Annotated in this window: 14 protein-coding genes; 5 read left to right on the top strand and 9 right to left on the bottom strand. The window is 51.8% G+C overall.

Features of this window, described 5'->3' with window-relative positions; genetic code table 11:
* Nucleotides 1–7 precede the first annotated feature (7 nt).
* The 6 genes from HYT77_06155 to HYT77_06130 are packed head-to-tail and all read right to left on the bottom strand — an operon-like array spanning nt 8 to nt 7,117.
* Complete coding sequence (locus HYT77_06155; GenBank protein MBI2067573.1) at nt 8–1,486, bottom strand: hydrogenase; 1,479 nt, start codon at nt 1,484–1,486, stop codon at nt 8–10.
* Nucleotides 1,483–2,919 carry an NADH dehydrogenase FAD-containing subunit gene (locus HYT77_06150; protein MBI2067572.1) on the bottom strand — a complete coding sequence of 479 codons (1,437 nt, stop codon included), beginning with the start codon at nt 2,917–2,919 and terminating at the stop codon, nt 1,483–1,485. The genes HYT77_06155 and HYT77_06150 overlap by 4 nt, the downstream gene beginning before the upstream one ends.
* On the bottom strand, nt 2,916–3,551 hold the full coding sequence (locus HYT77_06145; protein MBI2067571.1) for a hydrogenase: 636 nt from the start codon (nt 3,549–3,551) through the stop codon (nt 2,916–2,918). The genes HYT77_06150 and HYT77_06145 overlap by 4 nt, the downstream gene beginning before the upstream one ends.
* Nucleotides 3,548–4,450 (bottom strand): NADH-quinone oxidoreductase subunit H, encoded by a 903-nt coding sequence (locus HYT77_06140; GenBank protein ID MBI2067570.1) that lies wholly within the window; start codon nt 4,448–4,450, stop codon nt 3,548–3,550. Before HYT77_06140 ends, HYT77_06145 begins: the two co-directional genes overlap by 4 nt.
* 13 nt (nt 4,451–4,463) lie before the next feature.
* Entirely contained in the window at nt 4,464–6,437 is a 1,974-nt protein-coding gene (locus HYT77_06135) for a hydrogenase (protein MBI2067569.1), read from the bottom strand.
* On the bottom strand, nt 6,434–7,117 hold the full coding sequence (locus HYT77_06130; protein ID MBI2067568.1) for a PTS sugar transporter subunit IIA: 684 nt from the start codon (nt 7,115–7,117) through the stop codon (nt 6,434–6,436). The genes HYT77_06135 and HYT77_06130 overlap by 4 nt, the downstream gene beginning before the upstream one ends.
* Before the next feature lie 144 nt (nt 7,118–7,261).
* On the opposite strand from HYT77_06130, the gene HYT77_06125 reads away from it, so the two are divergent.
* Nucleotides 7,262–7,603, top strand: a complete 342-nt coding sequence (locus tag HYT77_06125) for a winged helix-turn-helix transcriptional regulator (GenBank protein MBI2067567.1) — start codon at nt 7,262–7,264, stop codon at nt 7,601–7,603.
* 17 nt (nt 7,604–7,620) lie between these two features.
* On the opposite strand, the gene HYT77_06120 is transcribed toward HYT77_06125, so the two are convergent.
* Entirely contained in the window at nt 7,621–9,480 is a 1,860-nt protein-coding gene (locus HYT77_06120) for a (Fe-S)-binding protein (protein ID MBI2067566.1), read from the bottom strand.
* A gap of 64 nt (nt 9,481–9,544) precedes the next feature.
* Here HYT77_06120 and rplM point away from each other — a divergent pair, with 64 nt between their 5' ends.
* Genes rplM through HYT77_06100 form a run of 4 tightly spaced genes read left to right on the top strand, consistent with a single transcriptional unit; the run spans nt 9,545 to nt 11,864 of the window.
* Nucleotides 9,545–9,976 carry a 50S ribosomal protein L13 gene (gene rplM / locus HYT77_06115; GenBank protein ID MBI2067565.1) on the top strand — a complete coding sequence of 144 codons (432 nt, stop codon included), beginning with the start codon at nt 9,545–9,547 and terminating at the stop codon, nt 9,974–9,976.
* Nucleotides 9,977–9,979: 3 nt separating this feature from the next.
* Entirely contained in the window at nt 9,980–10,384 is a 405-nt protein-coding gene (gene rpsI, locus HYT77_06110; protein ID MBI2067564.1) for a 30S ribosomal protein S9, read from the top strand.
* An 11-nt stretch (nt 10,385–10,395) separates the two neighbouring features.
* Nucleotides 10,396–11,406 (top strand): N-acetyl-gamma-glutamyl-phosphate reductase, encoded by a 1,011-nt coding sequence (locus tag HYT77_06105; GenBank protein MBI2067563.1) that lies wholly within the window; start codon nt 10,396–10,398, stop codon nt 11,404–11,406.
* Nucleotides 11,406–11,864, top strand: a complete 459-nt coding sequence (locus HYT77_06100; GenBank protein ID MBI2067562.1) for a hypothetical protein — start codon at nt 11,406–11,408, stop codon at nt 11,862–11,864. Before HYT77_06105 ends, HYT77_06100 begins: the two co-directional genes overlap by 1 nt.
* Here HYT77_06100 and HYT77_06095 read toward each other — a convergent pair.
* Together HYT77_06095 and HYT77_06090 are read right to left on the bottom strand one after the other, a co-directional pair.
* Nucleotides 11,853–12,638: a nucleotidyl transferase AbiEii/AbiGii toxin family protein gene (locus HYT77_06095; protein ID MBI2067561.1), complete on the bottom strand. Its 786-nt coding sequence runs from the start codon at nt 12,636–12,638 to the stop codon at nt 11,853–11,855. The two genes, HYT77_06100 and HYT77_06095, sit on opposite strands and share 12 nt — an antisense overlap.
* Complete coding sequence (locus HYT77_06090; GenBank protein ID MBI2067560.1) at nt 12,620–13,045, bottom strand: helix-turn-helix transcriptional regulator; 426 nt, start codon at nt 13,043–13,045, stop codon at nt 12,620–12,622. The genes HYT77_06095 and HYT77_06090 overlap by 19 nt, the downstream gene beginning before the upstream one ends.
* Nucleotides 13,046–13,218 lie beyond the last annotated feature (173 nt).

Below are 13,218 nucleotides of genomic sequence, written 5' to 3'. Positions count from 1 at the left end.
TTCTCTCCTACAAATCGTGCCCGGCGTACGAAAGATTGAAGCTCTTGTTACAAAGTGGAAAGTCGGAGATCTGTCCGTCACGCATTGCAAGAGAGAGCCCCATCCAGTTGTGAAACGATGGATCGACAATCTTGTAACGATCAATCTCCCCTCGGGCATCGGTCATCGCAATATGGGCAATTTCGCCACGCCACCCCTCGATCAAACTGACAACCAGGGAAGAGGCTTGCAACCCCTCACAGAGATGAAAAATCTTGTCAGGGGGAAGCGCTTTGAGCGCCTCCTCAAGAAACTCCAACGACCGCTTGCCCTCCAGAGACCGGATCCTTGCCCGTGCATAGACATCCCCTGAGGTAAGCCGGACGGGAGGGATGTAGTGGAAACGATACGCCCCGGTTGGATAGTCGTGCCTAATGTCACGTATGAGATTGCTTGCCCGTGCGGCAGGACCGACCAGACCGAGAGACTGAGCGATCTCGCGGGTCACCACGCCGGTATGCTCGAGACGCGCGAGGACCGATGAGGTCGAAAAAAAGAGATCGGCCACCTCGCGAATTTCGCGCGATGTCACGGCGAGTCGTCGTTGAAAATCCACCCGTTTTTTTTCAGAAAGATCCGTGAGGACCCCACCCGGTCGAATAAACGAGCGGCCGTATCGGTTTCCGGTGAGTTCCATGAGGAGATTTAAGAATTCTCCGCGAAGCCTTCCAAAATAGGCCGAGGCAGGGAGAAAACCGATATCCGCCCCCAAGGCTCCCAGATCGCCAATGTGATTAGAGAGTCTTTCCAATTCGAGCACCACAACGCGAAGCCACTTGGCCCTTTGAGGAACCGACCTGCCGGCAAGCGCCTCAATGGCGTGGGCGTAGGTCAAGGCATGACCAACTACCGTGTCTCCCGCAACCGATTCGGCGAGGACAGCACGCCGAGTCGGTTTTGATTTCGGAAGAAGCTTTTCAACACCGCGATGCTGGTATCCAAGCCGAATTTCAAGGTGCAGGACCTTTTCCCCGTGGCATTGAAAACGAAAGTGTCCCGGTTCGATGATCCCGGCATGCACCGGCCCAACGGCCACCTCATGGATCTCCTCTCCCGCAATTTCGTAAAAAGGATACGCCCCTTCGGGGCCGGTTTCATGTTTTCGGACCGGCTTCCGCCAAGGGTGACCCTCTGGCAGGATCCCCTCTTCCTCAAAGAGCTCCCTTTCAAAGAGATGCGCCTCGGGGAGCTCCGGGGTAAGCGAAGCATAACTCCTGTTAGGACCAAGGTCCGTCGCACCGACTCGGAGCTCTCCATGCTGATCAATTCCCACGACCCCAAAGAGCCGCGAGACCTTTCCTGCCGGGGCAGAGAAGAGGGCGATGAGTCTCCCTTTGGACTCACGACAGATTTTAAGGATTTCATTCCGCCAGGAATCAAGGTCCATCACGGGGATCTCTTGAATAGAGAGTGGGAGGGCATTCTGAAGGCTTGAAAACCGGTTCATGAGACACCCCGAATAAGACGGGCCGCTTCCCTGAGAATCACGACGACCGGTTGCGGAAGATAGAGACCAAAAAGGAGCACGAAGGCGGCGAGAAACGCCGGCGAAAAGAGCATCGACCAAGGAACGGTTTTAACAGGCAGTTCCCGTCGATCCCCTTGAACCATGGCGAAGAGAATCCTCGAGAAGGAGACAAAGATAATTCCCAAAAAGAGAAGGTAGAGGCCCATAGCGACAAAATGCCCTCGGGCAAGGCCGGCCTTGAGGATCAAGAATTCACTCACGAAGAGACTGAACGGGGGTGTTCCGATAATCGCCAACCCGCCGAAGACCCAAAGGAAGCCGGTAGGCGGGATTGTTTTCAGAAGACCATGAACATCGGAGGCAATCTTTGTCCGATAGAGAATGAGGATCTGTCCCGCAACCAGAAACAAAAGCGCCTTTGTCAGAGAATGATTGACCGCATGGAGGAGACCCGCAAAATCGGCCCCGATCCCAACCGCAAGGGCGAGGATCCCCATATGCTCGATGCTGGAGTAGGCGAGCATCCGCTTGTAATCACGCTGACCGCTGATGAAGAGGGCGGCAACAAAAAGTGAAATGAGACCCAGGAGGATAAGGAGTTTTTGGGCAAACTCCGCGAGCCCTGCGGCTATCAAGATTTGATAAAAGCGCAGGATCCCCAGGAAGGCACAATTCAAGAGGGCCCCCGAGAGAAGGGCCGAGACGGGTGACGGCGCCTCACTATGGGCGTCCGGGAGCCAGTTGTGCAAGGGGGCAAGCCCCACCTTCGTCCCGAATCCGACGAGAACCAGGAGAAAACCGATCCGGAGCCAACGAGGGTCCATGGATCCTGCCTGGGCAGAGAGTGAAGAGACGAAGAGATGGATCCCCGTCCCCTTCGCTGCGACGGCCGTAAAGAAGATCCCCAAGAACGCCAGGGCAATACCAACGGAACAGATGAGGAGATACTTCCAGGCTGCCTCCAGGGCCTGGTGGTGACGATGGTAATAGATAAGCGGTGCCGAGGCGAGTGTTGTCGCCTCGATCGCAACCCACAAGAGGCCTATGTGTGAGGTCACAGTCACAAGCGTCATCGCTGCCAGAAAGAAGAACATGCACGGAACAAAGAGATGACTTACACCCTCTCGTGGCACTTCATGCTCATGATGAAAATAGCCTTGGGCATAAAGGGCAACGAGAAAAAAAAGAAGACTCGTGATCGACAGGAAAAGGAGACCGAGTGAATCGACGGTGATAAACAGCTCCCCCAACGCTTGAGGTTCTGAAAGATGAAGGGCGGCGGTGCCGACGAGATGAAAGACCGCCCCTCCCAGAAGTATTCGACGGCGAAGCCTCCTCTGTTCCTCTTTTCTAAAAAAGAGGATCCCAAACCCCAAAAATACCGGAATGCTGACCAATGAAATGGCAATCATTCGGTATCCCTCAGGGTCGCCAAGGCCCCCGTATCAATATGGTCGAACGTCCGGTTGATGTGATAAATCATAATCCCCATCACGAAGACCCCCACCAGGAGATCCAGGAGAACCCCCAGCTCGACGGTCATCGGAAACTCGGCAACGAGCGTCATCCCGAAGAGAAAAATCCCGTTGTCCAGCACGAGGAACCCGATCACCTGGCTGATCGCCTTGGTTCGCGAGATGAGGAGGAAGAGACCGATCAGGACAATCGAGAGCGCTGCAGGAATAAAAAGGGGCGAAAAAGGGGGGGCAAGATGCGGGAGGGCGTTCAGGCTTGAAAAGGCGGCCACCATGATTCCCCCTCCCCCCAAAAGAGAAAGGTGGAGACTGACGATCGGCTCCGCCTCCTCACGGATGGTCGCCTCGCGGATGGAACGGAAGAGAAGGGATGGAATCACCATCGCCTTGATGATGAGGGTTCCACCGAAGAGAAAAAGGGCATGAGGGTCGTTCCACCCCTTCACAAAGATCGGAAGAACCGAAAGCAAGGCCCCTTGAAACGCAACGGCGCGGATGCAGGCCGAAAGTCGGGAGATGCCGAGAATAAAAAAGGCGGAGAGGAGAACCCCAATCAAGATCCAGTTCATCCGATCCCCTTTCCAAAAAGCATCACGAGCAGGGCCAGAGCAGTAACGACAAAATTGGCGATGAGAAGTTGTGGAATCTTTATCAATCGAAGACGCGCAACCGCTGCCTCGACAACACCGATTCCAATCGCCACACCCGTCACCTTAAGAAGGAGCGCGCCGATCGCTAAAGGGCCAAGATAGCCGACAGGAGGCCAAAGGATCTGGGATACAAAAACCATAAAGAGGAAGAGCTTCACCGAAGCGCCGTAGAGAATCAGCCCCAGGTCTGGTCCCGAGTAATCCAAAATCATGACCTCGTGAATCATTGTGAGTTCCAGATGGGTCGTCGGATCATCGATCGGCATCCTGGAATTTTCCGTCAAGAGGGTGAAAAAAAAAGTCCCGAAAAGGAGAAAGATCACCGGGGCCACCAGGAGGCGGGAGGAGGTTGCCTCAAAGAGGCCATTTAAGGAAACCGTCCCGTGCAAGATCGACAAGACGAGGAGTCCCAAAAAGAAGGAGAGTTCCGACAACGCCCCAAAGGCCGCCTCGCGACTGGCCCCCATCCCTTCAAAGCTTGAACCAACATCCTGCGCCGCCAGGATCGTAAAGAAACGACCAACCGCAAGCAGATAGGCAAAAAGAATCAGATCTCCTTCGAAGTGAAGAGGTGCCTCTCCCACGATCGGGAGAAGAAGTCCCGCAACCAGAAGGGAGGCAAGGATTGCCACGGGGGCGATACGGAGGAGCCAAGAGGCACTCCGGCTCACAACGGCCCCCTTCCGAAGGAGTTTTGCAAGATCATAATACGCCTGCAAGAGAGGGGGTCCTTTCCGTCCTGCAAAAAACGCCTTCGTCTTCGCAATCACCCCCAGGAAGAATGGAGGGGTCCCCGTTAAGATCAGAAGAGGGGTGATGAGAGAGAAAAATTCAGATTCCAAACCAGACCTCCCACAGGATCAAAAAAATCAGGGCGCCAAAAATCAGGACAAGATAATTTTGAACATGACTGCCCTGAAGTGCCCTCAAGGCCGAAAAGAGATCGGAAATCTTTTGAAACAACGGACGAAAGATCCCATGCTCCGCAAGGTCCTCAACCTGTTGTTCAAAACAGGTCTCTTTTGGAAAAAGTCCTCTCGGCCTCTCACAACGTGTCTCAACTCTCAAAATCGGTTTGAAAAAGTTCATCAGCGGCTCAACCAGGGAGGCACCGGTGTACTGCATTCGAGCAGAGGGAAGGGCAAAACCGCAATCCCACGTGACCGATTTGCGAACAGCCCTCGTCCGGAAAATCAAGGCACGAATCACCCAAAGAATCAGGAAAAGACCAAGAAGGAGGATAAAAATTCTGCTGAGGGAGAGGAGAGGCACGACAACCTCATGGGCTGGGTCGAGAATCAGGGGATCAAGGGTTGCCGTGGTCTGCTCAATAAGCGGCCAGATGAGGTTGGAAAAGAGCCCCAAAATGCCACAGAGGAGGGCCAACATCCCCATGGCGATTCTTTCAGAGAGGGTCGCTTCTTGAACCTCATTAATTTTTGTCCCCCTCGGTTCCCCCAAAAAAACAACACCAAAGGCCTTCGAAAAACAGACGATGGCCAATCCTCCCGCAAAGGCGATCCCAATAACGGCGGCAACCGATAAAAAGAATGGCAGGTGAGAGAGCGTTGAAAGCCCATGAAAGCCCCCCCAATAAATCAACCATTCACTCACAAAACCATTGAGGGGTGGAAGACCGCAGAGAGCCACAGCCCCCATGAAAAAAGTGGTGCCCGTCACCGGCATTTTTTTCAAGAGTCCGCCCAACCGTTCAAGGATTCGTGAGTGGGTAGCGTGGATAACACTTCCTGCCCCAAAAAAAAGGAGTCCCTTGAAAAGGGCATGATTCCAGACGTGGAACAGGGCCCCACCGAAACCGAGAAGCATGATCAGTGAATTCTTTTCGGCCATACCGATGACTCCGAGTCCCATCCCGACCATGATGATCCCAATGTTCTCAATGCTGGAGTAGGCTAGCAAGCGCTTCAGATCCTTTTGCACCAAGGCATGGAGGATACCGAGAAAAGCGGAGAAGAGTCCGAGCAGGATCAAGACACTTCCCCACCAGACCGGCGGAGTCCCAAGGAAAGTCAAGACTCTTAAGAGCCCATAGATCCCCGTCTTGATCATGACACCGGACATCAGAGCGGAGATGTAACTGGGTGCCGCCGAATGAGCATGCGGGAGCCAGACGTGAAAGGGAAAAATTCCCGCCTTCGTACCAAAACCGATCAAGGCAAAGAAAAAAAGGAGGCTGGTGAAGAAGGGGGAAGGAAAAGCACGATCGACAAAACTGTCGAAGGCAAACGATCCCGTCTTTTTACAGAGAAGGATGAAAAACGCCATCAGAAAGGCGGTCGCCAGGTGAGTGGCAATCAAATAGATCCATCCCGCATGGCGGGCCCCACGCAGACCATGCTCGGCCGTGACAAGAAAGAAAGAGGCAAGAGACATCACTTCCCAAACAATGAGGAAAAAAAATCCATCGCGGACCGCCACGACGGTTGCCATTGAGGCAACCAGAAGCGGAAAAAACGGGAGACTCGGCAGTAAAGATTCCTGGTCCTCGAGATACCCCCAGGCATAAAGTGCAGCGAGAAGCGAAAGCCCAAAAACAGCAACGAGAAAATAGGCGCTTAAGGGATCAATGCCTAAAGCGAGCGTCAGCGCCGGAAGAGGTGACCCCAGGCTGATCGTTTCCGATTCTCCCCGGACGAGGGCCCGCAGGGAGAAGATCAGGCCGATCATCGATCCAGCAAAGACACCCGCACACCCAAAGAACTTCCGCACCGTTTTTCCCCCCGCAGCAAAGGAGAAAACCGAGGCACAGAGCAGAAGACCGACGGCGACCAGAAATAAAGTCATCGTTTCGGCTCCTTCGGAAGATTCGCCTCCACCGCGTTGATTTTTGTGAGAAGCCTCTCCTGTGACTCTCGCTGAATCATCATTCCCAGAACAACCGGATCGTGGATAATAAAGGCTATCTTGGATAAAAGTCTTAGGTGATCCCGGATCGTTGGGGAGAGGAGGAGAAAAAAGGTATGGACAGGCGCCCCATCAATCGCCTCAAAATTGATCGGTTTCTCCAAAAAACAGACGGAGACCGACGGCACTTTGATCGGCAAGACAATCGGGTCTTTCACATGAGGGATTGCAATGCCTTGGCCGATCCCGGTCGACGAGAGACTCTCCCGAGCAAGCAGAAGCGATGCCAAATCCTCCGCGGTCAATCCCAAGGGGAGTTTGGGGAGACGGGCGATCGAACAAATCACCTCTTCCCGGGTCTTGCCCGACACCTGATAGTGGATTCCACCCTGGACGATTGCTTGAGAAAGCGACACCTCACCCCGCTCGAATTCCTCCTGAAACGCCTCCGGTGGAATCGCGATCCGTTGGCTTCGCGCCCATTCCAAAAGTGTGGAACGACTAAAGCGATACTGATCGTGGACCTTGTAGGTCGGAAGCTCCTTCTCCTTGATCCAGCGGTAAATTGTCTTTTCGGAGACCTGAAAGAGTCGCACCAGATCTCGCACACTCAGATCCATAAATAGTTCCCTTTGAATCTTCGAAAACGGGCCTGGAGGATATACATTTCTTGCTTGATTTATCAATCTAATAATGAGCATATGAGAATATATCCTCTTGTGCTTATAGTTATAGGGTTATTGATAGTTCAAGGGAGGTAGCCCGTGAGAACGCTTTCGAATGAGACCCTCGATCAAGTCGCCACTTTTTTAAGGAGCCTGGGGGAACCGACACGACTGAAAATCTTGCGGTTTCTCCACGACGGCGAAAAGACCGTCTCCGAGATCATCCAGGAGACCGGGGCGAGTCAGTCGAATGTCTCAAAACATTTGGGAATCCTGACCACCGCGCACATCTTGGCTTCCAGGAAGGAAGGGACATCCATCTATTACAAGATCGCAGATTTCAACATTACCGCCATTTGCGACACTGTCTGCCGAAGCATTGCCGAAAGAATCAGGCAGGCAAGAACCACACTGAAGAACATTGAAAAGGGAGTCGCTTAAACGCAAGAAGATCTGCACTAGCCCATCGCCTCTGCAACTAATTCAATCACATCCCTGGTCTGAACCTGCTCTTCAAGATGCTTGTCTCTCGTCGCATCCCGAAGCATCGTGATACAGAAAGGACAGGCGCTCGCAATAACATGGGGACTCGCCTCTTGAAGATCCTCTAAGCGCTGGTGATTGACACGCTTGCCGACCCTCTCTTCCATCCACATCCGACCACCTCCGGCACCACAACATCGGCCATTGGAGCGGGAGAGAGGCGCCTCGACAACTTCAGCGCCGGGAATTGATTTCAAAATCTCACGAGGGGCGTCGTAAACCCCATTGTAACGCCCCAGATAGCAGGAGTCGTGGTAGGTGACTCGTTGAGGAAGCGGTGAGACCGGCCGGACCCTCCCCTCACGAATCAACTGATAGACAAAATCGGTGTGATGGATCACTTCATAATTTCCACCGAACTGCGGGTATTCATTTCCAAGGGTGTTGAAACAGTGGGGACAGGCCGTCAGGATCTTCTTCACCTTGTATCGGTTCATCATCTCAATGTTTTGTTTGGCCAGCGTCTGAAAGAGGTACTCATTGCCGATCCGGCGGGCCGGATCCCCGGTACAACACTCCTCCTTTCCTAAAATTGCGAAGTCAACATGTGCCTTCTGCAAAATTTTAACAAAGGCGGTGGCAATCCGTTTGTTCCGATCATCAAAAGAGCCGGCACAGCCGACAAAATAGAGATACTCGGCATCCGGCTTCTCGGCAAATATTTTGACACCAAGACCCTTGCACCATTCCGCACGATCATCGGCCGCCAAGCCCCAGGGGTTCGAATGAGTCTCCATATTTCTGAACGTATTCTGAACCTCGGTCGGCATGACTCCCTGAGTGAGAACCATGTGCCGACGCGTCCCAACAATTCGATCAACAAACTCAATCCCGACCGGACAGGCCTCTTCACAGGCCCGGCAGGTGGTGCAGGACCAGAAAACCTCAGGATCAATAAGATGGGGCGAGAGAAATTTTTCTCCTTCCGGCCCCTCAGGTCCCTTCCTTAATTCCCTCCTCTCATCAATATTAAGCTGCTTGGGACTGAGAATCTTTCCCGTGTTGGTCGCAGGACAAACTGAGGAACACCGTCCACACTCCGTACAGGTCGCGACATCCAACATATCTTTCCAGGTGAGATCCTCAAGCTTGCCCATCCCAAAAGAGGTCGCATTCGGATCCTCGAGATTAAGATTTCTAAGCTGACCCAGAGGCGTTGTCCTCATGAAAAAGACATTCGGGAGGAAGGTCAGGATATGAAAATGCTTGCCATACGGGAGATAGTTCAAGAAGGCGAGGACCAGGATAATATGAAAAAAATAGGCCGCCGTCTGCAGGGCACCCGTTGTCCCATCAATGGCAAAATCACTGACCATGAGTAACGCAATCGCGACGAGGATAATGAGCCCCTCCGCAGAAAGAGTCAGACGCCCCGGTTTAACAAACCATCTCCGATAGGCCGCATAACCGACCGCCAGCAACACAAGCCCTTCAACAACAGGGAGAGAGAGAATATAAAACCGCCCGGCCACTGATTCCAGAAACGATCGCCCGAAGTCGGCCTCAAACCCGATTCCAAAAAGCAGGATTGTCCGAAGCGCTATGACTAAAAATCCCCAAAAGATAATGGCATGCATGAGCCCTGCCCTGAAATCCCCACGGATCATCTTGGTTTGGGCAAAGGCAATCGTCAGGAGATTCCAGAAACGTCTCCTGAAATCGTTCCATCGAGAATCCGGTTTCGCTTTGCGAAAAATCGTACCCCACCGATAGAGGGTCGTGCCGAAAAGGCCCAGCGCAACGATTAAGAGGAGACCGGTCGTCAGAGGAAACATGAGAAAGGCGATATAAAAAAACCCCTTGAAAAATCAATTAATTTTATCTAGGTTCCGACCCCCTATGCAAAAGACCACCTTGACTAAAAAGGAAGAGGTTACAAGAAATTGGGTTCTGATCGATCTGGCCAACAAAGAGCTCGGCCGTGCCGCAACGAGGATCGCCAACCTCCTCCGTGGCAAACACAAGGTGACCTATACACCGCATCAGGACACAGGTGACTTTGTAATCGCGATCAATGCCGCCTCTGTCAAACTGACCGGGAACAAGGAAAAGGACAAGGTTTATTACCACCATACGGGCTATATTGGGGGTATCAAGGGGATCACGGCAGGGGAGCTTCGCAGAAAGAATCCTGCCAAGATGATTGAGAAAGCCGTTTCGGGGATGCTTCCCCATAATAAAACCAGAAAACATCTACTTAAAAAATTGCATGTCTACGCCGGTTCGGAACATCCTCACCTGGCACAACAACCAAAACCTCTGGAGATTTAAGCTATGGTCACGGCAAGGGCCCCGAAACATTTCAGCGCTGTCGGAAAAAGAAAAACCTCTATTGCAAGAATATTCCTAAAACCTGGTGAGGGGAAGATCGCCGTGAATGATCGCGAGCTCCCGAACTATTTCGGGCGAGAAACACTGCGCATGATTGTCAACCAGCCCTTTGAAGTGACGGGGACGGCCGGAAAATTCGACGTACAGGCAAACCTGAACGGTGGCGGACCCTCCGGTCAGGCCGAGGCACTCCGGCATGCGATCTCTCGCGCCCTGCTGTTCGTCAACGCAGACTATCGTAAACCGCTCCGTCGAGCCGGGCTTCTCACGCGGGATGCCCGTGAGGTTGAGCGGAAGAAGTATGGCCATCGGGGTGCCCGTCGCAGACCACAGTATTCCAAGAGATAAAAGTGAAAAAAATCCGTGTCGGAATCGTCGGAGCGACCGGATATACCGGGGAGGAGCTCCTGCGGATCCTCTCCCATCATCCGGATGTTGAGATTATCAAGGCGACCTCGCAGAGTCTTGCGGGGAAAAAGATCTCTGCTATTTTCCCCGACCTAAAAATCGACCTTGCCTTCGAACCGCTTCAGGATGACCCGATCAGCCGCAATGGTCTTTTCGTTTTTAGTTGCCTCCCCCACAAAGAGGCGATGAGCCACATCCCACTCTGGATTAAAAACGGTCTCAAGGTTGTCGACCTCTCCGCCGACTTTCGATTTAACGATGTTTCCATTTATGAAAAATGGTACCAAAAACATTCCACTCCCGACTTGCTTAAGAAATCTGTGTACGGACTCCCGGAGTTCCATCGGGAGGAGATTCGCAACGCCTCCCTTGTTGGCAATCCCGGTTGCTATCCAACGGGAGCCCTTTTGGGCATTCTTCCCCTCCTGAAGGAAGGGATCGTCAGCCCGGATGGCATTGTGATCGACTCTAAATCGGGGATGAGTGGCGCGGGCAGAAAAACGGTTGAGGAAAAACTAAAATTTGAGGCGAATGAGTCGGTCCATGCCTATAACATTGGAAAACATCGCCACACACCAGAAATCGAGCAGGAACTCTCTCTCGCCGCCAAAAAACCTGTTTCAGTTGTTTTTACCCCGCATCTCATCCCGATGCATCGGGGAATTCTTTCCACCATTTATCTCAAACCAACGAGCAAAACGGATACCCAAAAGATCCTGAAGGCCTTCCAATCCTATTATCAAAACGAGCCGTTTGTGAAGGTTCTCCCGGAAGGTTATTTTCCAAAAACCAAAGAGGTGACCGGAACGAATGCCTGCCACATCGGCGCCCTTCATCATTCCCCAACGGGCCAGATCATTGTGGTCACCGCCATCGATAACCTTATCAAAGGGGCGTCGGGTCAGGCGGTGCAAAATATGAATTTGATGTGCGGGCTTGAGGAGACAATCGGGTTAACTTAATGAATCACGACTATCGGTTTGTGACCCATTGGCGAATTCGAGGTAATTGCCATGAGGTTTTTTCCATCCTGAGGGATGGGGCCCATTACGCCCGATGGTGGCGACCCGCGTATCAGGAGTCAAAACAACTTTCAGATAAAAAAGTGAGCTCAAAAGTTCGAGCGAAACTTCCCTATACATTGCAGTTTATAACCGAACTGGTTCGGGAAAATGCCCCTTGGGAGTTGGAAATACACGCCTCTGGCGAACTGGTCGGCACAGGTCGATGGACCCTTTCTCAACACGGTCCGCATGCGGAGATTGAATTTCACTGGAATGTTCGGGCTGAAAAACCGTTGGTGAGGTGGCTTTCCCCTTTTTTAAAATCCCTCTTTCGCTGGAATCATAACTGGGTCATGAGTACCGGAGAACAAGCCCTCCAGGCCGAGGTTGACAAACGGAATCTTTCATTTTTTTAGTCTCTTTTGATCACGAACTGCCTGCAATAGCGCTTTTGTCTCGGGAGAGAGCGGTTTACGCTTTTCATAATCAAGAAGTAATTGAATCAGTTTTTTTTGAAGACCAACAATCTGCTGATAAGCCGTACGGACATTGGCTTTTGAGTTGTCCAGAAGGAAATGACACGCCTCTTCCCGTAGCGTCGCTCCCTGCAGACTGACTAGCATGCCTTCGACGTTCATCCCTCCATCGACACGAAGACCCATTTTGACTATTTCCCCCACATCAATCTCACCCTGTCGATCAAAGCACCAGACCAAATCATATAAATCTTTCTCGGAGCAGCGGGTCAAAAGACAGGCAACCTTCATCGAAAAAAGGGTCGGTAGATCGACAACAAAAACACCATCCTCCGTTCTGATCGCCCTGCCTACTCGATGAAGATTCTCATCAAGAACAATATCCACCGTAAAGAAATAGGCCTCCAATTCCAAATGAGCCTTGTAAAAATTGGGGGTCGATGTCTCCTTTTTGAAAACAACCCCTCGCCTTTTCAAATTTTTCACGGCCAAGACAGCCGATCGGTGTGCATCGGTATCCATGGCAAATAAATCCAAATCGTCCGATCTTCTATGTTCGGCATAATAACCGGCGAGGGCGGTTCCTCCCACAAGCCAAAGTCCTTCTCCTGACTCTGAAAAAATCGTCTTTAAGGCGATCTGAAGTGGTTGAGGCGTTGTCTTCTTAGAAATAGTTCGACGAGGAATAATCTCTTCTAGAGATAAAGAGGCCACAACACCTCCAACTGTTTTCTACGAACAGGATGAATAAACCGCCTATATCGATCAAAGAGAGAAATCGCCTTCTTCCCAATAATTTTCGAGGCCTCATAAAATCCAACTTGTTGAACCAAACGAGCAATAGCTGAAGGACGATCCTGGATAAGTGCAAAAATAAAATCCTCCATAGAGGGATAGAGACGGTCCCATAAAAATTCAGTTTGATAAGGAGCGAGATTTGCGGTCGGCTTCAAGAGGTTTTCAGCAGGAATCCCCAGACTGGAGGCAAGTCGAAAAAGAGTTCGGCTCTCGACATTGACCCGCCCCTCTGGATTGACCTCCCTAAACCACTTCGTCACCGCCGCCGGGGAGAGACCCGCCAGACGCGCCACATCCGCCCTGGAGAGATTTTTTGACTTCATTATATTATTAAGTACTTGTAAATACATAATATTTATATAAATTTGTTAACTATAGTAAACAAATTTAACATAAACGTCAAGTGAATGCGGGGGTGTTCCAAGTCATACGGAACAGATAGTTGAGCATTTGTGGCAAGCTCTCCATCCCCTTCATATGAACATAAAGGCTTCTT

The sequence above is a fragment of the Deltaproteobacteria bacterium genome (assembly GCA_016180855.1).
Lineage (GTDB): Bacteria > UBA10199 > UBA10199 > JACPAL01 > JACPAL01 > JACPAL01.
The sequence above is the reverse complement of the archived record's forward strand: the minus strand, read 5'-3'. Positions and strand labels throughout refer to the sequence as shown.